This is a genomic window from Desulfotomaculum sp. OF05-3 (assembly GCF_003435535.1).
Classification (GTDB): Bacteria; Bacillota; Clostridia; order Lachnospirales; family Lachnospiraceae; genus Pilosibacter; species Pilosibacter fragilis.
Window position 1 is genome coordinate 112,394 of the sequence record NZ_QWGO01000006.1, and the last position, 23,863, is coordinate 136,256.

The window sequence follows — 23,863 nt, forward strand, 5'->3', positions numbered from 1 at the left end:
GAGCCCATATTACGCGTGAATGCTCTGGATATAATCCAACAGCGCAAATTCACTGCTCTTATTCGCTTTAAAGAGCGTTCCGATCTCCTCGCCCTTTAAGATCCGCCACATAACTTCCAGATCGTCCGCGTTGGCGATCACCATGTCGGCTCCGCTCTCCGTCGCGATCTTTGCCGCATGGAGCTTCGTCGCCATTCCACCGGTTCCCACGTCACTTCCTGTGGTTCCCTTACCCATAGCCATAAATTCATCGGTAAGATCATCCACCTGGCTGATGAACTTCGCGTCCGGGTTTTTCTTCGGATCGTCGGTGTAGAGGCCGTCGATATCGGAGAGAAGGAATAGCAGGTCGCCTTCCACGAGGGCTGCAACGATGGCAGACAGTCTGTCGTTATCACCGAATTTAATTTCATATGTAGATACGGTATCGTTCTCATTTACGATCGGCACCGTTCCGAGCTTTAAAAGTTCATTGAACGTGTTCTTCGCGTTCGTGCGGGAGGTATCATCCAGGATCGTCGCCTTTGTGATCAGGATCTGTGCCGCAGTCTGGTTGTACTCGGAGAAAAGCTTCTGGTACACCATCATGAGACGTGCCTGGCCCACAGCTGCGTATGCCTGTTTCTCGGCAACCGTCTCCGGTTTCTTTCCGCCGAGAGTCTGGCGTCCTGTGGCGATGGCACCGGAGGAAACAAGGATCACTTCTTTTCCCATGCCTCTCATGTCACTGATGATGCGGACAAGCTTCTCGATCTTTGCAAGATTCAGATCGCCTGTCTCCGCGTGTGTCAGTGAAGAAGATCCGATCTTGATCACGATTCTCTTTTTATCTTTTAATAATTCTCTCTCTGTCATATGAAAAGTCTCCTTTCAGCGGAATCCTCAGTGCTATTTAACGCACTGCTGACTGTTTACGTTTGGCTACTCAGCCGCCGCATATCGCTTTATGATCTCTTCCGCAACCTTCAGGCCGTCCATGGCCGCCGATGTGATCCCCCCGGCGTACCCGGCTCCCTCGCCGCATGGATAAAGCCCTTTCAAACTGCTCTGAAGGCTCTCATCGCGGCAGATCCTGAGCGGTGATGACGTACGGCTCTCAATTCCCGCAAGGACAGCGTCGGCACGGTCAAACCCTTTGATCCGTCTTCCAAACTGTTCCATTCCTTCCAGAAACGCTCCGTTTAAGGCCTCTGGCATCAGCTCCCGCAAGTTTGCGAAGGAGAAACCTCCGCAAAATACAGGATCTACGTCTCCCAGGGCCACCGTCGGTCGGTTCGCGGCGAAATCGCCGTAGAGCTGGATCGGGATCTTTCCTCCGCCGAGGGCGAACGCACGCTCTTCCAGGCTTCTCTGGAACGCGATGCCGCCCAAAGGTCCTGCTTCCGGGAAATCCGCCGGGGTGATGGCCACGATCAGGGCACTGTTCGCGATACCGCTGTCTCTCTTAAAATTACTCATTCCATTGACAGCGAGATGTCCCTTTTCTGAGGACGCGTTCACCACCATTCCGCCCGGGCACATGCAGAATGAATACACACCGCGGCCACTGGTGGTCTTTGCCGTCACTTTATAGGGCGCCGCTCCGAGCTTTCCGGCGTCCTCCATTCCATACTGGTTCTTATTGATCTGCGCCTGGGGGTGCTGGATCCGGAGTCCCACCGCGAACGGCTTCGGTTCCATAAAGACCTTCATCCGATCAAGCTCCGCGAACAGGTCTCTCGCACTGTGTCCTACGGACAGGATCACATGATCTGTCTCAATCACAGCGCCATCTGCAGTCATCACGCCGGTGACTCTTCCATTCTCTTCCAGAATTTTCGTGACTTCCGTCCGGAAATGCACCTCTCCGCCGCCGGCGATGATCCGGTTTCTTATATTTTTAACCACACCCCGCAGCACATCTGTTCCGATATGTGGGGCATGGTCGTAAAGGATCGAAGGATCGGCTCCCATCTCCACAAACGTGGAGAGAACTTTCCCGTTTCTTCCCGAGGGATCCTTTACCAGTGTATTTAACTTTCCGTCGGAGAATGTTCCGGCTCCGCCCTCTCCGAACTGGACGTTGGATCGGATATCCAGGGCCTCATCCCCGTTCTTCCAGAAATCTTCTACTCTTTTCGTCCTCTCCTCCACGGCATCTCCCTGCTCCAAAAGGATCGGAGCGCAGCCGTTCTCGGAGAGTGCCAGGGCCGCGAACATTCCGGCAGGACCGGCGCCGATGATCACCGGGCGCTTTTTCATTTCCGCAGTTCCGTGCTCCGGGTACGCATATGGACGGAAGCCTTCGGCCCGGATGTTCTGGTTCGCCGCCTTTTTGATGACAGTACCTTCTCTTTTACTGTTCGCGAGCATCACATCTACAATATAGCTGAATAACAGCTGCGGCTTCTTTCTCGCGTCGATGGATCTATGGACGATCCTGATCTCCCCGATCGCCGATTCATCGACTTTTAGAAGCTTTGCCGCCTTTTTCTTTATGGCCTCTTCCCCGTGGTCCACGGGAAGTGTGAGCTGATTGATCCGGATCATATGTATGTTTTTTCCTTTCCTGTTTTCCCTGGGTCCTGTTTCCCTCCGCACCGGAAAACGTCATCGTTTTTCCTGCTGCACGGCTGTTTTTTAAATACCCGGGAACGATTCCTGCTGCCACATGGCATCCGGCTGCGTACCCGGAGGACCATGCCCACTGTAAATTATATCCGCCGCAGATTCCATCTACATCCAGAAGCTCCCCGACTATATAAAGGCCGGGAACACGTTTCGACTGCATGGTCTCCGCTTCTATCTCTGCCGTGTCGACACCACCGGTGCAGATCTGGGCCTGTTCAAAGGGATTTGTCTCCTTCACTGGGATCTTAAATTCCCGGATCGTGGCACCCAGACGTTCCAGCTCCTCCGATGTCAGAAGACCCGCTTTTTTGTCCGTCTGGATCTTCGCCGCCTTCAAAAGCACCGACGCTAATTTCTTATTAAAAATACCGCTTAAAAAGTCCTCCGCCGTTTCCCCGGAAAGGACTTCCCGCTGTTCTCTCAAGAGATACCGGACCTTCGTCTCATCAAGATCCGGCAGAAAGTTTAAAGATGCCAGAACTTTCTTTTTCTGGTCCAGCAGTTTTGCGGCGTACCGGCTCACCTGAAATACCGGAATGCCGGAGATTCCGTAGTCTGTAATCTGCAGTTCCCCGCGGTCCTTTGCTGCCGTCTTTCCATCCGCCGTCTGGATGCTCACAAGGGCATCCACCCGGACACCGGACGCTTTTGGGAGAAGATCTCCCTCACAGCGGAGCTGTACGAGCGCCGGGAGAGGCTTTATGATCCGGTGTCCGAACTGCTTCGCCAGCTCATAGCCGCTGCCGTCGGATCCGGTAGCCTTTGCTGCCTTCGATCCACAGGCGAGGATCAGGAAATCCCCTGTGAAGGTTCCCAGATTCGTTGTGACCTCAAAGTGTTCTTTTTTTCTTCCCGCCTTTTCCACTTCGCACCCGGTGACGATCTTAACGCCGGCTCTTTTCGCACCCCTTAAAAGTGCATCCAGAACCGTCTGCGCCTGACCGGACATAGGGTAGACATATCCGCCGCGGTCCATGGTCAGGACTCCGAGATTCCGAAAGAACGCGACTGCTGCCTTCGGCGGGAAATTTCGGATCGCAGTCCCCCAAAAGCCCTTTTCATCGCTCCGGTAGAAGGACGGATCCATATAGAGGTTCGTCAGATTGCATTTTCCGTTTCCTGTGGACAGGATCTTCTTTCCCGGACGGGCCGTGTGCTCGATTACTGTAACAGCCGCGCCCTGCTCTGCCGCCGTGATCGCAGCCATAAGTCCCGATGCGCCGCCGCCGATAATGATTCCTTTCCGTCCTCTAAAGTTCTCCGCCATTCTTTTTCTCCCTGTCTCCGGTTTTTCCTGTGATCTGAGACCGATTTCCAGACTTTAAGACTACTGCCCCAGTATCAAACAATTTCGCCAAGTTTTCTCACAGTCAGCGCAGCAAATGCGCAGACCTGCCAGGCAATTACACAATTTTTATACTAGTATATCGACCTGACGCAAAAATTTCAAGTAGTAACTGTTCCGCATCTTACCCATTTCAGGCAAAAAGTACCTCAAATTGACTTTCCGGGCGAAATTTTAACTGCTGTAAGACTCCAGATAACTGAAAATTTCAGCCATTGTCGGAAACCAGATCCCCGTCATCAGCCGCTCCTGCTCCTCCGCCGGGAATTCCGCCAGGGGCATATGGGTGAAGAGGTCTGTGGTCTCCTGTCCTTTATCATAAACGATGAGATAACCTTCCTCCGCCACAAGGAAATACCGTTCCTCATCCTCCGCCACGGTCTGATTTTCAACCTGCTCCATATTCAAGACCACATGGATCTCCTCTTTTGTCTCCTTCGCAAATACCGGTTCCTCCACAGATTCCTGCATCTGTACCTCTTCCGCCCTCTGGGCTTCCTCCCCGACCGTCATGAGAAACAATGTGATCAAGCTCGCGGATGTCAGTAAGAAAAAGAAAAGAAAGCAGGATACATACTTTTTCATAGGAATATTCCTCCTTTGAAAGTATTATCTGCTTTCTTTTCTATTTTTAAACACATAAAAACCAAATTTTTGTCCATGCACTGACAGTCAGCTGTCCCGGTTTATTTCTGTACTTTCCGCCTCTACATCAGATGCAGTTTTCTGAACACTCTCAGGAGCTTCGTTCCGCCCGGCATCGTCTTTAACTCTGCCGCGGACAATGCCCCAAGCTTAATAAGCAGCACGCCATAAACAACTACTGCGATCATCATCGCAAACAACGTAGAAATCGCGTTGCTCTTCACCGCGAGATGCGCGAGCTGGTAGGAACCGAAGGTGAAGATTCCCATCACCGCGGAGGCGATCACCGGAATGATCACCGTTTTCTTCATCTCCTGCCGGTAGCCGAGAAGCTTCCGGATTGATCTCGCGTTCATCAAGACCATGAAGAGCGCGAACAGGATATTCGAGAATACCATGCTGTAGATTCCCATGTGGAATCCGAGAGCCATGATCTCCAGGGCGATCAGGTGAAGCACCAGGGAGATCACCGCGTGGAAGATCGGAAGGCGCATTTTATCGATGCCCTGAAGGATCGCGTTTGTGACCGTGGACACGGAGTAGAATACCACCGCAAGGGAACCGTAAATCGTCATCCGGATCGCCAGGGAATTATCCCCGGAGAACAAAAGGTTGTTTACCGGTCCCGCAAGCACCGTGAGTCCCACCGTAGACGGGATCGCAACGATACAGGAGAACCGGATCGCGGATGCCACGCGCCCTCTCACAAGTTTCTTATCTCCCATAGCCACCGCCCTTGATACGGACGGGATCAGAGAGGAAGAAAGGGCATTTGAGATCGCCATCGGCACGTTGATCAGCAGATGGTATTTTCCTGTATACACACCCCAGATGGAGGCAAACTCATCCCCCTGTCCGAGAGTCTTAAAATTGTACGCAAGGATTCCGTTGTCCAGCACGCTGTTTAAGTTGTAGATCGCGGAGCTCAAGATGACCGGAACTACCGTGAAGAACAGGATTCTTGTGATGTCCCTGTAGCTCTCCAGGATCTCCGTCTGGTCTCTCCTGATCTGGCGCTTTCTCATCTTTGCGCAGGCTGCAAATAAAAACAGCAGGAAGATCAATGCGGTAAACGCGCCCGCACCTGTACCGATGGTGCCGCCGGCAGCGCCCCAGGCGTTGGAATATCCGTCTCCCGTCTGATTCTTTAACACTTCTGTCTTTAACGCCTCGTTAAAGAGGAAGCTTCCCGCCGCAACGCTGACGATGGCGTTTACGATCTGCTCAAAGACCTGGGAAAAGGCGGTGGGCACCATGGTGCCCTGTCCCTGGAAATATCCGCGGAACACGCCGAGATAGGCCATGATCCATACCGTCGGGGCTAATGTCCTTAGCGCGAATGCCGCATAGGGCATAAAAAATACGTCTTTCGCGAAGAAATCAGCACCGAACCAGATCACCGCAGCCGCAAAGGCACCCACGATGGTGGCATAACAGAGCGCCGCGCGTAAGATTCTCGCTGCGTTCCGGTACTGCTTTCCCGCAAGTCTCGCGGAAACCATTTTCGACACAGCGAGGGGCAGGCTGTAGGATGAGAGAAGCAGTGCAATATTGTATACATTAAATGCTGTTCCGTAATATCCCATTCCTTCATCACCGATGATGTTGATCATCGGAACACGGTAAGCGATTCCGATAATCCTCACGACGATGGATGCCACTGCAAGGATACTTCCCTGGACAACGAAATTGGATTCCTTTTTCTTTTTTCGTCTGTTACTTTCCATAAATTTCAGCTTTACTGTACCTGTCTGCGCCTACAATACAGATCCAGGTCTTTCCTTTGTTAAGCATAACTTCCTTTCCTGCAGAGTCATAGTAGCGGGTCGGTCCGAAGTCCCCATCCTTCTTCCAGGATACAGGAACGCACTTTCCGCCTGTAAATACATAACCCGCTCCGCCCTTATGGACATTGATATTGAGGTAATCAGTGCTGGCGTAATGTCCCCACTCCACATACTGGAAAATGACATTATTGACCGCAATCTGCCCGCCGTCGCCGTTGTGCTTTCCGCCGTACTGGAAACGGTGATACTTTCCGTCACTCTCATTGTACTCGAACCACGGATTATTCATCGTGTAGGACGGGTAGAACTTGTACGCGTCCTTCGCGTCGGATTCCGCCGGGACATACGCATTCTTCGAGAACTGGAAATGTCCCGTGTAGGTATCGCTGTAGGAAGTGCGGTAGCCCAGCTGGCCGATGGTCTTATTTAATTTCGCGCCACTTGTATAGGCGTTATGCGGTGCCTTCTTGTCCTTTGTGCGGTAGAACGCATTTCCGCCTGTGCCATCGACACCGTTGATGTTGTCCACATTTTTCAGATACGGAACTGCGAAGGTGCTCTGTCCGTAGTGGGCATAGATCGCATCGTACTCTCTCGCGAAATATGTATAGTAGGTACGGCAGCTTCTGACGGAACCGATCCGCTCGATATCATCATAGTCCTCGAAGATCGCCATGTAGCGGTTCATATCGCCCTCCACCGGCGCCTCGTAGACCACATCTGCCCGGTTGATGCCGTACTGAGGCAGGGATGCCTTATCATTGCTCATCATGACCGCGACAGGCCGTCTGTTGGCCTTCGCCACGTCCACCATCTCACCGGTCAGGTAACTCTGGATCTTTCCGTCGACCTCTTTGCGCTCCTCCGGGCCTTCCGGCTCCGTCTCCGCCTCCGTCGTCGGTTCTGTCTCAAGAACGATGGTCTTCGTCTCTTCCGGCGTCTCTGTGGGCGCCTCCGTTGTCACAGCTGCTTCCTCAGCCTTCTTTCCGCACCCGGAAAGAGCTGCCGCTGCCATCATGATTCCAATACCAATAATAAATGCTCTGCCCCGTTTTCTCATCTCCTGTAACCCCTCCGTTCCAGAATTTCTCTCTGCATGTCCTCCATCTGGATCCGCTCCTCATCCTCCATATGGTCGTAGCCGGATAAATGAAGCATGCTGTGCGCTACTAAGAATGCCAGCTCTCTCGTCTGGGAGTGGCCGTACTTCTCTGCCTGCTCTTTCACCTTATCCACGGAAATTACGATATCCCCCATAAGTAATTCCCCTGTATCCGGGTCGAAGTATTCCTCCGGCGTCTCTTCCAGATGGGAAAAGTCGCCCGGTGTCTCAAAATCACACATCGGGAACGACAAAACGTCTGTCGGGTTGTCAATCCCGCGCATATCAAGGTTGATCTGGTGGATCCCGGCATTATCCGTAAGGAGGACATTCACCTCCGCGTCATACGGGCATTCTACATAATCCAGGGATTCCTCGATCACGTTTTTAATGATCTCTTCGTACGGAAGATCCAGTTTTTCCTCCGCTTCGTACTCCACTGTCACTGTCATCTCTGTTCCCGTCCTTCCCGGCCGCTTTTTCCATGTTCCGTGTAAGATCTTCTCTCCGGTTTCTCACGGCCTTCATATTCATCATATGCCTTTACGATCTTCTGGACAAGCGGATGTCTTACCACGTCCTCGTTGGAGAACCGGCAGATTCCGATATCGTTGATATTCTTCAGTACCTTAAGCGCCACGTCGAGGCCGGATACCTGGCCTGCAGGCAGATCCTTCTGGGACTGGTCGCCGGTGATGATGACCTTGGAACCGAAACCGATCCTTGTAAGGAACATTTTCATCTGTGCCTGGGTCGTATTCTGGGCCTCATCCAGGATAATAAAGGCGTTATCTAAGGTACGTCCGCGCATGTAGGCGAGAGGCGCCACCTCGATCAGGCCTTTCTCTGAATTGTGAAGATAGCTGTCCGCGCCCATGATCTGGTAGAGGGCGTCGTAAAGTGGGCGCAGGTACGGATCGATCTTGCTCTGAAGGTCGCCCGGAAGGAAGCCTAATTTCTCTCCCGCCTCGATGGCCGGACGTGTCAGGATGATCCTGCCCACCTCTCCATTCTTAAAGGCCTGGATTGCCATGGACATGCCAAGATACGTTTTTCCGGTTCCCGCAGGTCCCACGCCGAACACGATCATCTTTTTCCGGATCAGATCGATATACTGCTTCTGTCCAAGAGTCTTCGGTTTTACCGGTTTTCCATTTATGGTGTGACAGATGATATCGCGGTCCAGGGAAAGCATTTCCGTGTCCTTATCCTCAAAGGAAAGAGCCAGGGCGTAATCCACATTCTGCTCCCCGATCTCTTCGCCCCGCTTCGAGAGTTCCAGAAGCGTTGAAAATACGCTCTTCGCGCGTTTTACCGCATGATCTGGTCCGATGACCTTGATCTCCCCGTCCCGCGCCACCATGGATACGTGAAGCGTCCGCTCGATTTTTTTCAGATAACTGTCAAACTGTCCGCAGACCTTCCGCTCATGTTCTGCCGGAATGTCTATGATTGTCTCAATGATGCTCATCTACTGTCTGAATCTCCTCCTGATCTTCCGGCATGGGGGATTCTTTCGCGATGTCCTCCACCACCGTCAGTGTTCCATGAATCTTCCAGTGTGATTCACTTCTCTCTATTTTAACATCACTACCAAGGATTTGTATACCTTTTTCGGTGAGATTTTGCATATATTCGTTCAAATACCGGTCAGCAGAATCCGAAACTTCTGATTTTGTGAGTACTTTTTCGTAGGGAATATATTCCCTGGCAGCGAGGATCCCGCCGTAGACCGGAAGGTAAAAATTTTTCGAAAATCTGAGCTGGGATTCTTCCATGAAAAGTTCCCAGCTGCTTTCTTTTTTTAGGTCCGGCATCAGGAAACAGAATTCCGTATCCAGAAATTTAAAGAACACGCCCATGCGTTTCTTTCCTGTTCCCGCACGGATCTCCTCCACAACCGGGATCTTCCATGTAACCGTTCTCGTTGTTTCTGCGTAGACTTCCGCATCCGCATGGACTAAGTTTGTCTTCACAAGTGTCTCGGAATCATCGTAGATCGGAAGCTTCCCCGAGACCAGGATATCCCCGGTTTTCACCTCGTCCCCGGCTTTCACCCTGACAATCCCGTTCCGGACGATGATCTTTGTCACGGTGCCATCTGATCCTGCTGTGAGCTCACAGGGCGCATCTGATCCGGTCTCCGCCTTCAGGATCCCGTCATTTTCCCGCACATGGACTGTAAGCCTTGTGCCGGTCAGTTCTGCGGATGCCCAGCCGATCTCCGGGAACGCGTTCCGGATCTGTTTTTCCAGATCCCCACAGGAAATCTCTTTTTTTCTCATCCCACACTGCACCGGAATCGTGTCCATGAAATGCAGCAGCATCTCATCCGTAAAACGATGATTTCCATCAAAGGAAATGTCCCACACATAAAAAGATGAAAGATAGATCAGCAGAAAAAAGGCTGCCAGACCTCCGGCCCAGAGACTTCTGCGGCGGCCCAGGATCAGCCAGAATGGAAAACCGTGCTTTTCCGTGATCCGCAGACGGACATCTGTTTTCCGGGCGATCGGCTTCAGACGTTTAAAGTTTCTCGGTGATATCTCGAAGCAGACAGTTTTCCCCTGTTTCTTGTCCTCTTTTTCCAATTCTTTCTTTTCAACATGGTTATCATATCGATCATGCCGATTGCCGTCATATTCCGCAGCAGGGATCTCTTTTGTCTCGATTTTTTCGATCACGATCCCTCTCTGCGCCGCGATATTAAAAAAGCGCTCCATCCCTCTCCCATCGATCCGGACTTTCACGCTTCCCTCCCACAATTTTTCAAATCTATTCAAACCGGATCACCTCCAGGCGGCCGGATATTTTCATCTCATCTTTATCGTAATAGCAGATCTTTAACTTTTTCCCGGAGACAGAAAGAATATAGTGCCTGCATTGGATTCTGATCTCCGTATCCGTGTATACAAGAATGCTCCTGTAATTTTCAATATGTACCGCCCGTGTCCCGATGAGCGTCAAAAGCGTCTCCCCGCCCAATGCGTCCGCAAACACCCCGGCGGAGTCCGTCCGGGTAACATCATCGTTTTTCTGCCCTCTCATGTCTTACTCCGCCGAATTATGCCTTGCAAAATCTTATGCGCCATGTCTTTCCATTATTCTTTCCTGCCTTCTGTCAACCGGCATCCTTTCGCCATATACAGGAAATTCCTCAAAATTTTCTATTACAAAAGCCGCCCCTCTCCCCGGCACAAAACCGGAGAGCAGACGCGGCTTAAAAATTCACAATTTTTAATTTGTTTTCTTCTTTAACTGTCCGCGGATCGCACCAAACAGTGTGAACGCGATCAGGGCAAGAAAGAACCAGCAGATCGGGGTGTTGAAGAATACGACCGGGTTACCACTGGACTTTAACAGTGCGGTACGGAAATTCTTCTCAGCCATCGGCCCTAAGATCAGGCCGAGGATCGCCGGGCTTGTCGGGATCTTTACTTTACCCATGAGCCAGCCGATCACGCCTGCAATCAACATCGTTCCCACATCGTAGAAGTTACTTCTCATCGCGTAGCTTCCTACGACGCAGAGGATGAAAATGACCGGTGTAAGGATCGTCTTCGGAACGCTCAATACCTTTGTGAAAAGGCGGATGCAGGAGAATCCGAGGAGCACCATGATGGTGTTTGCCACAAACATTCCAAGGAAGATCGTATAAACGAGGACCTTGTTTGTCTTAAAGAGCATCGGTCCCGGGGTAAGACCCTGGATCGTCAACGCACCGATCATGATGGCTGCTACGGCATCACCCGGAACACCGAGTGTCAGCATCGGGATCATGGCACCACCGGTTACACCGTTGTTACCACCCTCAGAAGCAGCTACTGCCTCCGGGCTTCCTTTACCGAACTGTTCCGGATGTTTGGACATGCCGCGGGCAGTGTTGTATCCAACGAAGGATCCGATATCGGCACCGGCACCAGGGATGATACCGATCATGGTTCCGATGAGGCCCGTAACCGGAGCAACACGAAGGATCGTCTTCACATCCTCCTTTGTCGGAAGAAGTCTTGTTACGCTCGCATCGATCTCATCCGTGCTGTAGATATCCTCAATGGTCTCGAAAGCCTGGCTCATCGCGAAGAGGCCGATCATGACCGGAATGTACTGGATACCGGAGAGAAGGTTTGCGTTGTCTGTGAAACGGATGTAGCTTGTTACGCTGTCGATACCGACAGTAGCTGTTAAGATTCCTAAGAATCCGCAGATCAAGCCCTTTGCCATATTCTCGCCGGAGATGTTGGCAATGATACAGAGTCCGAATACCGCGAGTAAGAAGAACTCAGCAGAGCTGAACTTTAATGCAAGCTTCGCAAGCTGCGGGCTGATGAGCCATAAGCAGAGAACGCTGACAACACCGCCCACATAACTGGAAAGTGTTGCGATACCGAGTGCACGTCCTGCCTCACCGCGCTTGGAGAACTGATATCCATCAATAGCGGTTGCAGCAGAGGCCGGTGTACCCGGTGTATGTAAAAGGATCGCGGAAATAGATCCGCCATAGATTGCTCCCACGTAAATTCCAAGTAACATGAGGATACCTGCTGTGGCATCCATACCGAATGTAAGCGGCAGAAGAAGGGCTACACCCATAGTTGCGGTAAGTCCCGGCAGTGCTCCGATACAGATTCCGGCTGCTACGCCTGCGATCATGTAGAACAGTACCATGGGGCTGAACGCGCTCTGAAATACTTCTAAAAAGAAACTCATTCTGCTACCCCTTTCTTTAAATGCTGAACATACCGAAGTCGATCGGCACATTCAGGAAGTTCTTGAAAACAAAGTAAATTGCCAGGACTACGATCACGGAGATCAGTGCGTTTTTCCAGAAAGCGCCTTTATGGAACCACTGGCAGAACGCGAACAGCATGATCACTGACGGGATGATAAATCCAAGTGTAGATAATACCAGCATGTATACAAGCAGGATCGCCATGGAAATGTATACACGTTTTGTACCCGGTGTCCACATCGGAAGCTCCGGGAACTGGTCTTTTTTCATCATCAGGGTAACGACGATAAGGCCTACGGAACAGATCAGAAGAAGTGCTGCGATGATGCCCGGCCAGAGTCCCGGACCCGGAACGCCTGTACCGTAAGCTTCTGCTCTCGGATAGCCAAGACAGGTAACGATCACATAAACAGCTAAAGCTGCGCAGATCAGACCTGCGATAATATTTCCTTTTCTCATATTGAAACTCCATTCTAAAACAACTGTCTCACAGAGGTCTCCCTGGGGAAAGCCCTCGCAGACAAAACCGGGGAGTGGGTTTCCCACTCCCCGTTAAGCCAGTTTACATTACTGTACTTTCAGACCAAGATCTGTAACCAGAGCTGTGTATGTCTCAAGGTCAGATTTGATACGCTCCTCAAATGTAGCGCCGTCAAGAACGTCGATCACGTTGTTGGACTTGTTCATGAAGTCAACGAATGCGTCAGACTGTGCTGCCTGAGAGAAGATCTCATAGAGCTGGTCAACAACCTCGTCCGGAGTATCCTTCGGAACACCAAGACCTCTCCATGTACCAAGAACTACATCGTAACCAGCTTCCTGGCATGTCGGAACGTCCGGAATGGAATCAAGACGTTTGTCGTTCATAACTGCAAGAACCTTTAAATCGCCGGACTCAACGTAGTTAGCAACCTCAGCGTAGGAAACTGCTACTGCGTCAATATGCTCACCAAGAAGGTCTGTGATCGCACCTGCTGCTCCATCGTAAGCAACGTGTTTGAACTGAGCGCCTGTCTCTTTTGCAAGACCTGCTGCTGCAAGGTGCCAGATCGCGCCGTTACCGGAGTTACCCATGGAAACCTCGTTCTCTTTTGCGTAGTTGATGAAGTCTTCGATCGTGTTGAAACGGTCATCTTTTGCGTTTACTGTGATCGCTGCACATGCGCTGTTTACCATCATGATCGGTTTGAACATGGAATATGTAAGACCAGCGTTTGTTCCCATAGCCTCAAGAGTTGCAAGCTCTACTGTGATCATGGTAACGGTTGTGCCATCAGCCTTAGCGTTTGCGCCAGCGAGCATACCGGTTGCTCCGCCGCCGCCGGAACGGTTCTCTACGGAGATGTTTTTGAAGGAACCCTTCGCTGCGTCTGCTAAAGCACGCATAACTGTATCGGTACCGCCGCCTGCATCGTAAGGAACGATACATGTAACTGTTTTATCCTTCCATGCGGATGTGTCAACGCCAGAAGCTGCTGCCTCTGTTGCTGCCCCCTCAGCTGCTGCAGTTGTCTCTGTTTTTGCTGCCTCTGTCGCTGCTGCAGTTGTCTCTGTTTTGCTGGAGCTGCTTCCGCAAGCTGTCAGGGAGAGAGCCATAGCTGCTGCCATTGCGAGCGATACTACTCTTTTTCTCATAAAACTACTCCTTTTCTCTTTCCTAATACTTTCTTAACGATTTTTTAGGTTTCTTTATGAAATTTTTACACGACATATTGTAGACGTTTGTGAACAACTTGTCAATGGTTTTATGGAAAGTCTTCACAAAAGATACTTTCAATTCCATATGGTTTTTCATGATTTTTGTAGCTTTTTACCAAAAAAGGCGCCCTGACCGTTGGACATTAATTTCAAACCCGGTCAGGGTGCCCTGAATTTTTATACATTTTTTCTTAACGGTTATTCCGCTTTTTTCTTTATTTGTCCGCGGACCGCGCCAAACAGGGTGACCGCGATCAGGGCCAGGAAGAACCAGCAGATCGGAGTATTAAAGAATACACCCACATTCCCGCTGGACTTTAAGAGCGCGGTGCGGAAGTTCTTCTCAGCCATCGGGCCTAAGATCAGGCCGAGAATCGCCGGGCTTGTCGGGATCTTTACTTTACCCATGAGCCAGCCGATCACGCCTGCAATCAACATCGTTCCCACATCGTAGAAGTTGCTCCTCATCGCATAGCTTCCCACTACGCAGAGGATGAAGATGACCGGTGTGAGGATCGTCTTCGGAACGCTGAGTACCTTTGTGAAAAGGCGGATACAGGAGAATCCGAGGAGCACCATGATGGTGTTTGCCACGAACATTCCAAGGAAGATCGTGTAAACGAGAACCTTGTTGGTCTTAAAGAGCATCGGTCCCGGGGTAAGACCCTGGATCGTCAACGCGCCGATCATGATAGCTGCTACAGCATCACCCGGAACACCGAGTGTCAGCATCGGGATCATGGCACCACCGGTTACACCGTTGTTGCCGCCCTCAGAAGCAGCTACGGCCTCCGGGCTTCCTTTTCCGAACAGTTCCGGATGTTTGGACATGCCGCGGGCGGTGTTGTATCCAACGAAGGATCCGATATCGGCACCTGCACCGGGGATGATACCGATGATGGTTCCGATGAGACCGGTAACCGGAGCGACCCGGAACATGGTCTTCATATCTTCTTTTGTCGGGAGAAGTCTTGTCACCGTCGCATCGATCTCGTCGGTGCTGTAGATATCCTCGATGGTCTCGAAGGCCTGGCTCATCGCGAAGAGGCCGATCATGACCGGAATGTACTGGATACCGGAGAGAAGGTTCGCATTGTCTGTGAAACGGATATAGCTTGTTACGCTGTCGATACCGACGGTAGCTGTTAAGATTCCTAAGAACCCGCAGATCAGGCCCTTTGCCATGTTCTCGCCGGAGATATTCGCGATGATACAAAGGCCGAATACCGCAAGTAAGAAGAACTCAGCGGAGCTGAACTTTAACGCAAGCTTTGCGAGCTGCGGGCTGATGAGCCATAAGCAGAGACAGCTCACAACACCGCCGATATAGCTGGAAAGTGTCGCAATACCGAGGGCGCGTCCCGCCTCACCGCGCTTGGAGAACTGGTATCCGTCAATAGCTGTGGCCGCGGATGCCGGTGTACCAGGCGTATGAAGGAGGATCGCAGAGATAGATCCACCGTAGATCGCGCCGACATAAATCCCAAGCAGCATTAAGATACCGGATGTAGCATCCATACCGAAGGTAAGCGGAAGAAGAAGTGCTACACCCATTGTTGCGGTCAGTCCCGGAAGTGCTCCGATGCAGATCCCCGCCGCAACGCCCGCGAACATGTAGAATAAGACCATCGGGCTGAACGCTGACTGTACAACTTCAAGAAAGAAACTCATATCTCAGCCCTCCTATATGCTGAACATACCGAAATCGATCGGCACGTTCAGGAAATTTTTGAATACATAGTAGATCACAAGGATCACCGCGATGGAGATCACCGCATTTTTCCAGACGGCCCCTCTGTGGAACCACTGGCAGAACGCAAACAGCATGATCACAGACGGGATGATGAATCCAACCGTGGACAACACCAACATGTAAACCAGCAGGATCGCCATGGAAATGTACACACGCTTTGTTCCCGGTGTCCACATCGGAAGCTCCGGGAGATCTTCTTTTTTCATCATCAGGGTTCCGGCGATCAGACCGACCGAGCAGATGAGGAGAAGCGCCGCGATGATGCCCGGCCAGAGTCCCGGACCCGGAACACCTGTACCGTAAGCTTCCGCCCTCGGATAACCGAGACATGTCACGATGACATAGAGGGCAACTGCCGCGCAGACAATGCCCGCAATAATATTTCCTTTTCTCATAGCTGAGACCTCGATTCTTCATAATATCGTTTTCTGCCGTACCCGGAAATTGTTTCCTCCGGCAGAGCCTCCAGATGGGAACCACGGCTGATACCGCGGCTCCCTTTTGATATTTACTGAATCTTTAATCCGAGATCGGTTACAAGAGCCTTGTAAGTGTCAAGGTCAGCAATGATCCTGTCCTCGAAGCTCGGTCCATCCATGATATCGATCACATTGTTAGACTTGTTCATGAAATCAACGAACGCGTCGGACTGTGCCGCGTCAGAGAAGATTTGGTAAAGCTGCTCTACGACGTAATCCGGTGTGCTTGCAGGAACGCCGAGGCCTCTCCATGTACCGAGAACTACATTGTAACCGGCTTCTTTACATGTCGGAACATCCGGGATCGCGTCGAGACGCTTATCATTCATAACTGCAAGGACCTTTAAATCTCCGGATTCAACATAGTTTGCAACCTCTGCGTAGGAAACCGCTACCGCATCGATATGCTCACCGAGAAGGTCTGTGATCGCACCTGCTGCTCCGTCGTAAGCGACATGCTTGAACTTCGCCCCTGTCTCCTTTGCAAGCCCTGCCGCAGCAAGATGCCAGATCGCGCCGTTACCGGAATTGCCCATGGAGACCTCGTTCTCCTTCGCGTAGTTGATGAAATCCTCGATGGTGTTGAAACGGTCGTCCTTCGCGTTTACCGTGATGGCAGAGCATGCGCTGTTTACCATCATGATCGGCTTGAACATGGAATATGTAAGTCCTGCGTTTGTCCCCATAGCCTCAAGTGTCGCGAGCTCTACCGTGATCATGGTAACGGTAGTTCCGTCTGCCGTGGCATTGGCACCCGCGAGCATGCCTGTCGCTCCGCCGCCGCCGGAACGGTTTTCAACGGAAATATTCTTGAAGGAGCCCTTCGCTGCGTCTGCTAAGGCACGCATAACTGTATCGGTACCGCCACCTGCATCGTAAGGAACGATACATGTAACCGTCTTATTCTTCCAGTCGGATACATCCACGCCGGAACCGTCAGCCTCTTTGCTCTCTGTATTTGCATTTTCAGCAGCTTTCGTCTCCTCGGCAGCTGCCGTTGTCTCTGTTGTGGTGGAATTACCGCTGCATGCGGTGAGGGATGCCGCCATTACTGCGGCGAGGGCCAGGCTTAATACTCGTTTTTTCATAACAAGTCTCTCCTTTTTAGATATTTTCTTCTGAATCTCTTCCCATTTTTTTCAGAAAGTTTAGAGATTCTTTATACATATCTATTTTAGGAAAACCAGCCCTTGCCGTCAAGCTGTCAGGCGCTTAGAACGTGTTAAGTTGTGTGATAGATCAATAAAATTGATGTGAATTCTGTCTGAGTTTTCGTAATTTTACTTATTTTTTTCTGTCAGAGATACAATATGCAGGGCTCCTTTGGCAGATGTAGGAACGGAGTCCTTCGGGATGAATTCCGTCACATGCCTAAAGAAATTCTCCTTAGCGAAGAGGTCCATGAGCGCTTCTCTCAGGGGATTCTTCCCGTAGATCACAACCGTTGTATCAGCATCGCATTTTAACGCGCTGCTGTTCTTTACGGCCTCCATATCGTTCTGTAAGACAGCGCCGAGAACATAGCTTGCAATCTTCGTCTTATCCGGCTCCGCGAAGGTATTTAAGATCCTTGCAGAGAAACATGCGCGGCCGATTCCCGTCTTCCTGGCAGTCTCGTATCCCGCGAGAACATACTCTTTCGCATAAGTCTCCTCAGAAGCGAAGGAATGTCCAACCGCATCCGCGATCAGGGTATCGTTTGTGATAACGGAGAGGAGCTCTCCCGTGATCGTTGTGAGGCAGCCAGTGATCTTTCCGTCGCGGTCCACGGAGACAAACTTCGTGTGGGAACCAGGAAGAACGAGAAGATACGGTTCTCCATTTGGAAGGCTCTCGATCACAGCAACGGTCTCAACCTCCTCGCCGCGCATCATATCCATCGACTCGAAGGTCGTAAGATCCAGCTTTCCGTCGCGGTTTTTCACTCCCGGGATAAAGAGGATCGGGAGCGGGCATACATCCTCGATAAGAACACTCTTTGCCGCCTTCGCAAGGTCCTCTGCAGATACCGGGGCAACCACGTGAGGGATCTCTGTGAGTCCCACGTTGGAGGTGATCATTCCGGACGCAGTGACCTGCTTTACATCGTCATATGTAATATCAGCCTGCTTTAAGACATCCTCAAGACAGCCCTTGATTGCTGCCTTTAAGCGGTTATTATTACCGTCGATAGCGGTGATGCGGACACCGATCTCGGATTTTGCGGATGCCACCGCCTCATATTTCTCATTAAACAGGTACACACGGGTATTCGTTGTTCCTGTGTCGATCGTGATCGTATAGTTTTTCATTTTATGACTGCTCTCCTGTTGTTTTAGTTCTCTGCTGCTTTTACATAAACCTCAGCCAAGGCCTTCAACTCATCGTATCTGCCCTCTTCGATCATCTTCTTGTTTGTAAGGCTGGAACCGATTCCAAGACCGATAAAGCCAGCTTTTAAGAAGTCTGGAAGGTTCTTGTCATCCACACCGCCAACTGCGATCATCGGAACGTTGTTGATTGGTGCCATGACAGCCTTACAGTAAGAAAGACCAAGATTTCCTGCCGGGAAAAGTTTTACAACAGATGCGCCGCAACGGTAAGCGTCAGCGATTTCAGACGGAGTCATAGCGCCCGGAATTGACTCAAGACCGCATGCTACAGTCTCTTTAATTACAGTCTCGTCCACATTCGGAGCAAGTGCGAAGGATGCGCCTGCCTCTTTCGCCGCACGAACTTCCTCCACAGACATCACGGTTCCGGCTCCGATCACCATCTTGTCCCCCAGCACCTCGCGGACTGCGCGGATAGCGTTCGGTGTATCAATGAGCTTTGTCTCGGATTTCTGGTTAAAAGTGATCTCTAAAAGGCGGATTCCGCCATCATATAATGCCTTTGCAACATCAACGATCTTCTCGGACGGCACACCTCTTAAAATTGCGATGATCTTGTGTTCTTTGATCAGACTTTCAATTTTCTTCTCCATGATTTTTCTTCCTCCGAATTGTATAGTTTGCTTGTAACTGCGCAGCAGGTCTGCACGCCTGCTGCGCTGACCGCAAGAAAACAATCATTATATTTTATATTTATTTTCTAATAGTATAATACTCATACCTGCATCCGGCAACTGAATTTTTATCCACTGCGAGTATCCATATCAGGCAAAAGAAAAAGGAGCCATCCCTAAAGGAACAGCCCCTGTACGCTTATTAGTTGTACTTGCGCTTTCTTGCCGCTTCAGACTTCTTTTTACGTCTTACGCTCGGCTTCTCATAATGCTCTCTTTTACGAATCTCCTGCTGAATACCTGCCTTTGCGCAGTTTCTTTTGAATCTGCGTAAAGCGCTGTCCAGACTTTCGTTATCTTTAACGATTACGTTTGACATAGCTCACACCTAACCTCCCTCCAGTTGTGTAATTGTGCATAATACAACTGTTTGGGTATTTTTTAGCACTGGTATGATTATATCATAAATTACACATTCGTCAACCTATTTTTACTAGAAAAATGCATTTTTTTCAAATTTATTTTTGATGCCGGGCAACCTTGCACAGCCCGGCATCAAAAAGGCTTGAAACAGCCTTAATTCTTAACTTATTTTACCTGCTCAGAAACGACTTCCGCAACCTTTATGAGTGCGTCCACAACGCCTTCCGGATTCTTACCGCCGGCCTGCGCCATGTTCGGACGTCCGCCGCCGCCGCCACCTACAAGACCTGCGATGGCCTTGATGAGGTTACCTGCGTGAGCGCCCTTCTTCTGGGCTTCGTCTGTCACAGCAGCCATAAGATTTACCTTGCCGTCAAGAACGGATGCGATCACAACAACGCCTTCTCCGATCTTCTCCTTTAACTGGTCGCCTAAGTTTCTTAAGCCGTTCATGTCAACGCCGTCTGCGCGGACTGCGAGGACTTTCACGCCCTTCACTTCCTGAACCTGATCCATTACATCGCCCATTGCCTCTTTGGCAAGCTTGCTCTTTAACTTCTCGTTCTCGGAGTGGAGTGTCTTGATCTCCTCCATCATGGACTCGATCTTTGTCTTTAAATCAGCCGGAGTGGACTTCGCTGCAGCTGCTGCCGCGTGAAGCTCCTGCTCTACATTCTCATAGTGATGGATCAGGCCATCGGAGGTGAGTGCCTCGATACGTCTTACACCTGCTGCTACACCAGCCTCGGAAAGGATCTTGAAGCAGCTGATCTCGGAGGTATTCTTAACGTGGGTACCGCCGCAGAGCTCTGTGGAGAAGTCTCCCATTCTTACGACACGGACCTTATCGCCGTATTTCTCTCCGAAGAGCGCCATCGCGCCTGTCTTCTTTGCGTCCTCCAGACTCATAACATCTGTAACAACCGGAAGTGCCGCGCGGATCTCTTTATTTACAATATTCTCAACTTCCTTGATCTCATCCTGGCTCATTGCAGAGAAGTGAGTGAAGTCGAAACGAAGTCTGTCTCTTGTCACAAGGGAACCAGCCTGCTCAACATGTGTGCCGAGTACGGTTCTTAATGCCTTGTGGAGAAGGTGGGTCGCACTGTGGTTTCTTCCGATCAGGGAACGGTTCTCCTCATTTACCTTAAGAGTTACTGTCTCACCTGTCTGGAACATACCGCTTACCATATGTCCGATATGACCGATCTTTCCGCCCTGAAGGTGGATCGTATCTTCTACCTCGAACTTGCCGTTCGCACTCTCGATCACGCCGCGGTCGCCGACCTGACCGCCCATGGTTCCGTAGAATGGAGTCTCAGAGGTGATAACGCACGCTTTCTCACCGTCTGTCACCGCATCTGCGATCTCATCCTCGCCTTCTTCATCAGCGGTAAGTCTTACGAGGGCTGTCACCTTGGACTCATCCTCAAGCTTGTCATATCCTGTGAAAGCGGATGTTAAGGATGCGTCGAGTTTCTGATAGATATCGTCGCGTCCCATGTAGTTTGTGGTCTTTCTGGCACTTCTTGCAGTCTCTCTCTGAACCTGCATTGCTTTGTGGAAACCTTCTTCATCGACAGTGAGTCCCTTATCGTCGAGGATCTCCTTTGTTAAGTCGATCGGGAATCCGTAAGTATCGTAGAGCTTGAACGCATCCTCACCGGCAAGGACCTTTGTTCCCTTTGCTTCCATATCTTTTTCAAGATCAGCAAGGATCTCAAGGCCTTTGTCGATGGTGTTGGCAAAACGCTCTTCCTCCTGGTCGATCACGCGGAGGATCATATCTTTCTTCTCCTCTAACTCCGGATAACCGTCCTTGGAGAGATCAATAACGACCTGTGCAAGCTTTGTCATGAAGCTTCCCTCGATGCCGAGGATACGTCCGTGACGTGCTGCTCTTCTTAAAAGTCTGCGGAACACATAACCTCTGCCCTCGTTGGACGGCATGATTCCGTCAGATGCCATAAATGTGCAGCTCTTTACGTGGTCAGCGATAATACGGAGAGAAACGTCCTTCTTGTCGTCCTCCTCGTATCTGCAGTGTGCAAGAGCGCCTACCTCGTCCATCAGGGCACGGTTTGTATCTACATCGAAAAGGGATGCCACATCCTGGCAGACAACAGCCAGTCTCTCGAGTCCCATACCTGTATCGATGTTCTTCTGGATCAGATCGGTGTAATTTCCGTGTCCGTCATTGTTGAACTGGGAGAATACGACATTCCATACTTCCATGAAACGGTCTCCCTCGCCACCCATAACGTCCTCCGGGCCTGTACCATACTTCTCTCCGCGGTCATAGTAGATCTCAGAGCACGGGCCGCACGGACCTGCGCCATGCTCCCAGAAGTTGTCTTCTTTGCCAAAACGGTAGATTCTCTCTTTCGGGATTCCGATCTCCTCGTTCCAGATGCGGAAAGCCTCATCATCGTCAAGGTAAACGGACGGATAGAGACGGTCTGCCGGGATTCCTACGCATTCGGTCAGGAACTCCCATGCCCAGTGGATCGCTTCTGTCTTGAAGTAATCGCCGAAGGAGAAGTTTCCCAACATTTCGAAGAATGTGCCGTGGCGGGCTGTCTTACCGATATTTTCGATATCGCCGGTACGGATACATTTCTGGCATGTGGTGACTCTGCGCCTCGGTGGGATCTCCTGGCCTGTGAAGTACGGCTTTAACGGTGCCATACCGGAGTTGATCAAAAGTAAGCTGTTATCGTTGTGCGGAACGAGGGAGAAACTCTTCATCGCAAGATGTTCCTTGCTCTCGAAGAATTCAAGGAACATTCTCCTCAGTTCGTTTACACCATATTTCTGCATGGTACTGCCTCCTGGTTACTGTTGTGTACTTTTTTTATCTCTGAATTTCTTACCCAGAACGATACCCGCCAGGGCAACTGCGGCCAGAATCACAGCCTCTAAAGCTGTTGAAATACATGATGCGAAAAATGCGGACATAAAAACGCCTCCTTCTCCGGCTGTCTAAAATTCAGACGCCTGTGTTTAAAATGACACATTTGTACAGTTTCTATTTATATTATTTTTTCGGGATCTGCCCATAAAGCCAGTGCGCCGGTCTTCTGCGCAGATTCTCATAACCTATACTATAATCGTTTCTCGTTCTGTTGGCAAGATGTTTTTTCTGTTCCGTGGCATTCTGGTGGACCTTTTCTGCCGTCAAACGGCTTTTCTGTCACTTCTTCATAAGTGAAACCGGCGCATCTGAATTTTTTAGTGATTCAAATGTGCCGATGTGTCGTCTTTTAATTTTTCTCAGGCTCCAGGTAATCCCCATAATTTTCCAGCAGTTCATAGCATCGGTCCATCGTCACGCTCGCTGATGTGCGGACATACTCGATGCTCTGGGATGGTGTGCTGTTTGACTTCGCACTGGCTTTATCCGCCGCCAGGTCGCGCTTTCGAATCCACTCCACTTCTTCCCGGCGGAGCGCTTCCGCTGCACTCTCGTCCATCTCTTTATGGATGCTTGAATAGATCAGGTTCAGCTCGCGGTCCCAGAGATTTCTCACATATTCCGCCGTCGCATACCGGGAGGTCTGACTCATCGTCTGATCATCCTGGTACTTTTCCGCCTCAGTTCTAACCGCCTCAAGGCGCTCCTCCAGATCAGAACGTGTGTATTCGATCACAAGTTTTGCTTCCCCTGCATTTTCCGATGCTGTGCTGTCCGGTTCCAGCGGGGACTTGACCGTCTCTTCCACCGGTATCCCTGCCGCCTCGTCTGCGCCTCCGCTCACCGCCAGCTGATCATTATCCGCCAGTGACAGGTCGCTGACCTCCGCATCGGGAGCTTCTGCCGCTGCGTTTTCTTTCGTCGCAGATTCTTTCATCCTTGTTTCAGTATCAGAAGCTTCTCCCCCATCTTCCGGTCCCCGGCTGGCTTTTGCATCCGCGTGATACAGGGCGATCCCATTATCGGCAGGGCCGCACGCCGGAGCTGGCGCATTCTGGGCTGCCGGGGTATTTTCTGCCACCTTCATCCGATTCTCTGTCATATAGGGATTCCCGGAATTTCCCGCATCCGGCTGCATGGCATCCGCCTCGAAACCGACGACAGCCGCGGTATTCACCCCATGGGAAGAAACAAATTTTTCCATTTCCCATGTGGCGGATACCCCGGCCATCAGGATTCCAATAATTATCAACCATATTCTGCGTCTGCTCATATGTGCCCTCTCGATTTTTCAGGTAACTTTTGTTCTACTAAAAAGATACCATATCGTGAGATCTTTGTGAACAAAAAACGCAAATTAACCTATTGTGCTATTTCAAATAAAACGTT

At 50.8% G+C, this 23,863-nt stretch carries 22 protein-coding genes; all 22 read right to left on the reverse strand.

Going from position 1 to position 23,863, the window contains the following annotated elements; translation table 11 throughout:
• Positions 1-9 precede the first annotated feature (9 nt).
• A complete protein-coding gene (gene proB, locus DXA87_RS05330) occupies positions 10-855 on the reverse strand; it encodes a glutamate 5-kinase (RefSeq protein WP_015554316.1) in 846 nt (281 codons plus the stop codon).
• Positions 856-921: 66 nt separating this feature from the next.
• On the reverse strand, positions 922-2,529 hold the full coding sequence (locus tag DXA87_RS05335) for an FAD-dependent oxidoreductase (RefSeq protein WP_117503485.1): 1,608 nt from the start codon (positions 2,527-2,529) through the stop codon (positions 922-924).
• Positions 2,441-3,877: an NAD(P)/FAD-dependent oxidoreductase gene (locus tag DXA87_RS05340; RefSeq protein ID WP_117503486.1), complete on the reverse strand. Its 1,437-nt coding sequence runs from the start codon at positions 3,875-3,877 to the stop codon at positions 2,441-2,443. The genes DXA87_RS05335 and DXA87_RS05340 overlap by 89 nt, the downstream gene beginning before the upstream one ends.
• 252 nt (positions 3,878-4,129) lie before the next feature.
• The gene (locus DXA87_RS05345) at positions 4,130-4,540 is read right to left on the reverse strand and encodes a hypothetical protein (RefSeq protein WP_015554313.1); all 411 of its coding nucleotides are present in this window, start codon (positions 4,538-4,540) and stop codon (positions 4,130-4,132) included.
• Between the two features lie 122 nt (positions 4,541-4,662).
• Positions 4,663-6,327 (reverse strand): polysaccharide biosynthesis protein, encoded by a 1,665-nt coding sequence (locus tag DXA87_RS05350; RefSeq protein ID WP_199537905.1) that lies wholly within the window; start codon positions 6,325-6,327, stop codon positions 4,663-4,665.
• On the reverse strand, positions 6,317-7,447 hold the full coding sequence (locus DXA87_RS05355) for a DUF3048 domain-containing protein (RefSeq protein ID WP_117503488.1): 1,131 nt from the start codon (positions 7,445-7,447) through the stop codon (positions 6,317-6,319). The genes DXA87_RS05350 and DXA87_RS05355 overlap by 11 nt, the downstream gene beginning before the upstream one ends.
• Positions 7,444-7,941: an rRNA maturation RNase YbeY gene (gene ybeY, locus DXA87_RS05360; RefSeq protein WP_021904350.1), complete on the reverse strand. Its 498-nt coding sequence runs from the start codon at positions 7,939-7,941 to the stop codon at positions 7,444-7,446. Before ybeY ends, DXA87_RS05355 begins: the two co-directional genes overlap by 4 nt.
• Positions 7,938-8,960: a PhoH family protein gene (locus DXA87_RS05365; protein ID WP_015554309.1), complete on the reverse strand. Its 1,023-nt coding sequence runs from the start codon at positions 8,958-8,960 to the stop codon at positions 7,938-7,940. The genes ybeY and DXA87_RS05365 overlap by 4 nt, the downstream gene beginning before the upstream one ends.
• Positions 8,947-10,272 carry a sporulation protein YqfD gene (locus DXA87_RS05370; protein WP_117503489.1) on the reverse strand — a complete coding sequence of 442 codons (1,326 nt, stop codon included), beginning with the start codon at positions 10,270-10,272 and terminating at the stop codon, positions 8,947-8,949. The genes DXA87_RS05365 and DXA87_RS05370 overlap by 14 nt, the downstream gene beginning before the upstream one ends.
• Complete coding sequence (locus DXA87_RS05375) at positions 10,265-10,537, reverse strand: YabP/YqfC family sporulation protein (protein ID WP_015554308.1); 273 nt, start codon at positions 10,535-10,537, stop codon at positions 10,265-10,267. Before DXA87_RS05375 ends, DXA87_RS05370 begins: the two co-directional genes overlap by 8 nt.
• Before the next feature lie 189 nt (positions 10,538-10,726).
• Positions 10,727-12,199, reverse strand: coding sequence for a tripartite tricarboxylate transporter permease (locus DXA87_RS05380; protein WP_015554307.1), 1,473 nt, complete (start codon positions 12,197-12,199; stop codon positions 10,727-10,729).
• A 16-nt stretch (positions 12,200-12,215) separates the two neighbouring features.
• On the reverse strand, positions 12,216-12,680 hold the full coding sequence (locus tag DXA87_RS05385) for a tripartite tricarboxylate transporter TctB family protein (RefSeq protein ID WP_021904345.1): 465 nt from the start codon (positions 12,678-12,680) through the stop codon (positions 12,216-12,218).
• A gap of 108 nt (positions 12,681-12,788) precedes the next feature.
• The gene (locus DXA87_RS05390; RefSeq protein WP_117469482.1) at positions 12,789-13,856 is read right to left on the reverse strand and encodes a tripartite tricarboxylate transporter substrate binding protein; all 1,068 of its coding nucleotides are present in this window, start codon (positions 13,854-13,856) and stop codon (positions 12,789-12,791) included.
• Positions 13,857-14,117: 261 nt separating this feature from the next.
• The gene (locus DXA87_RS05395; RefSeq protein WP_015554304.1) at positions 14,118-15,590 is read right to left on the reverse strand and encodes a tripartite tricarboxylate transporter permease; all 1,473 of its coding nucleotides are present in this window, start codon (positions 15,588-15,590) and stop codon (positions 14,118-14,120) included.
• Positions 15,591-15,602: 12 nt separating this feature from the next.
• On the reverse strand, positions 15,603-16,067 hold the full coding sequence (locus DXA87_RS05400) for a tripartite tricarboxylate transporter TctB family protein (RefSeq protein ID WP_117469481.1): 465 nt from the start codon (positions 16,065-16,067) through the stop codon (positions 15,603-15,605).
• Between the two features lie 113 nt (positions 16,068-16,180).
• Positions 16,181-17,239: a tripartite tricarboxylate transporter substrate binding protein gene (locus DXA87_RS05405; protein ID WP_117471762.1), complete on the reverse strand. Its 1,059-nt coding sequence runs from the start codon at positions 17,237-17,239 to the stop codon at positions 16,181-16,183.
• Positions 17,240-17,431: 192 nt separating this feature from the next.
• Entirely contained in the window at positions 17,432-18,442 is a 1,011-nt protein-coding gene (locus tag DXA87_RS05410; RefSeq protein WP_117503490.1) for a 2-dehydro-3-deoxygalactonokinase, read from the reverse strand.
• Between the two features lie 23 nt (positions 18,443-18,465).
• Positions 18,466-19,116 (reverse strand): bifunctional 4-hydroxy-2-oxoglutarate aldolase/2-dehydro-3-deoxy-phosphogluconate aldolase, encoded by a 651-nt coding sequence (locus tag DXA87_RS05415; protein ID WP_015554300.1) that lies wholly within the window; start codon positions 19,114-19,116, stop codon positions 18,466-18,468.
• Positions 19,117-19,339: 223 nt separating this feature from the next.
• Positions 19,340-19,516: a 30S ribosomal protein S21 gene (gene rpsU / locus DXA87_RS05420; protein WP_003504099.1), complete on the reverse strand. Its 177-nt coding sequence runs from the start codon at positions 19,514-19,516 to the stop codon at positions 19,340-19,342.
• A 209-nt stretch (positions 19,517-19,725) separates the two neighbouring features.
• A complete protein-coding gene (alaS, locus tag DXA87_RS05425) occupies positions 19,726-22,380 on the reverse strand; it encodes an alanine--tRNA ligase (RefSeq protein WP_117503491.1) in 2,655 nt (884 codons plus the stop codon).
• Between the two features lie 15 nt (positions 22,381-22,395).
• On the reverse strand, positions 22,396-22,518 hold the full coding sequence (locus DXA87_RS18615; RefSeq protein WP_015554298.1) for a hypothetical protein: 123 nt from the start codon (positions 22,516-22,518) through the stop codon (positions 22,396-22,398).
• A gap of 305 nt (positions 22,519-22,823) precedes the next feature.
• The gene (locus tag DXA87_RS05430; protein WP_117469477.1) at positions 22,824-23,747 is read right to left on the reverse strand and encodes a lysozyme inhibitor LprI family protein; all 924 of its coding nucleotides are present in this window, start codon (positions 23,745-23,747) and stop codon (positions 22,824-22,826) included.
• Positions 23,748-23,863 lie beyond the last annotated feature (116 nt).

What these genes read in the sequence shown, in the direction of transcription:
- proB (WP_015554316.1), bottom strand. Translation starts at nt 855, where the DNA reads ATGACAGAGAGAGAATTATTAAAAGATAAAAAGAGAATCGTGATCAAG.
- DXA87_RS05335 (WP_117503485.1), bottom strand. Translation starts at nt 2,529, where the DNA reads ATGATCCGGATCAATCAGCTCACACTTCCCGTGGACCACGGGGAAGAG.
- DXA87_RS05340 (WP_117503486.1), bottom strand. Translation starts at nt 3,877, where the DNA reads ATGGCGGAGAACTTTAGAGGACGGAAAGGAATCATTATCGGCGGCGGC.
- DXA87_RS05345 (WP_015554313.1), bottom strand. Translation starts at nt 4,540, where the DNA reads ATGAAAAAGTATGTATCCTGCTTTCTTTTCTTTTTCTTACTGACATCC.
- DXA87_RS05350 (WP_199537905.1), bottom strand. Translation starts at nt 6,327, where the DNA reads ATGGAAAGTAACAGACGAAAAAAGAAAAAGGAATCCAATTTCGTTGTC.
- DXA87_RS05355 (WP_117503488.1), bottom strand. Translation starts at nt 7,447, where the DNA reads ATGAGAAAACGGGGCAGAGCATTTATTATTGGTATTGGAATCATGATG.
- ybeY (WP_021904350.1), bottom strand. Translation starts at nt 7,941, where the DNA reads ATGACAGTGACAGTGGAGTACGAAGCGGAGGAAAAACTGGATCTTCCG.
- DXA87_RS05365 (WP_015554309.1), bottom strand. Translation starts at nt 8,960, where the DNA reads ATGAGCATCATTGAGACAATCATAGACATTCCGGCAGAACATGAGCGG.
- DXA87_RS05375 (WP_015554308.1), bottom strand. Translation starts at nt 10,537, where the DNA reads ATGAGAGGGCAGAAAAACGATGATGTTACCCGGACGGACTCCGCCGGG.
- DXA87_RS05380 (WP_015554307.1), bottom strand. Translation starts at nt 12,199, where the DNA reads ATGAGTTTCTTTTTAGAAGTATTTCAGAGCGCGTTCAGCCCCATGGTA.
- DXA87_RS05385 (WP_021904345.1), bottom strand. Translation starts at nt 12,680, where the DNA reads ATGAGAAAAGGAAATATTATCGCAGGTCTGATCTGCGCAGCTTTAGCT.
- DXA87_RS05390 (WP_117469482.1), bottom strand. Translation starts at nt 13,856, where the DNA reads ATGAGAAAAAGAGTAGTATCGCTCGCAATGGCAGCAGCTATGGCTCTC.
- DXA87_RS05395 (WP_015554304.1), bottom strand. Translation starts at nt 15,590, where the DNA reads ATGAGTTTCTTTCTTGAAGTTGTACAGTCAGCGTTCAGCCCGATGGTC.
- DXA87_RS05400 (WP_117469481.1), bottom strand. Translation starts at nt 16,067, where the DNA reads ATGAGAAAAGGAAATATTATTGCGGGCATTGTCTGCGCGGCAGTTGCC.
- DXA87_RS05405 (WP_117471762.1), bottom strand. Translation starts at nt 17,239, where the DNA reads ATGAAAAAACGAGTATTAAGCCTGGCCCTCGCCGCAGTAATGGCGGCA.
- DXA87_RS05410 (WP_117503490.1), bottom strand. Translation starts at nt 18,442, where the DNA reads ATGAAAAACTATACGATCACGATCGACACAGGAACAACGAATACCCGT.
- DXA87_RS05415 (WP_015554300.1), bottom strand. Translation starts at nt 19,116, where the DNA reads ATGGAGAAGAAAATTGAAAGTCTGATCAAAGAACACAAGATCATCGCA.
- rpsU (WP_003504099.1), bottom strand. Translation starts at nt 19,516, where the DNA reads ATGTCAAACGTAATCGTTAAAGATAACGAAAGTCTGGACAGCGCTTTA.
- alaS (WP_117503491.1), bottom strand. Translation starts at nt 22,380, where the DNA reads ATGCAGAAATATGGTGTAAACGAACTGAGGAGAATGTTCCTTGAATTC.
- DXA87_RS18615 (WP_015554298.1), bottom strand. Translation starts at nt 22,518, where the DNA reads ATGTCCGCATTTTTCGCATCATGTATTTCAACAGCTTTAGAGGCTGTG.
- DXA87_RS05430 (WP_117469477.1), bottom strand. Translation starts at nt 23,747, where the DNA reads ATGAGCAGACGCAGAATATGGTTGATAATTATTGGAATCCTGATGGCC.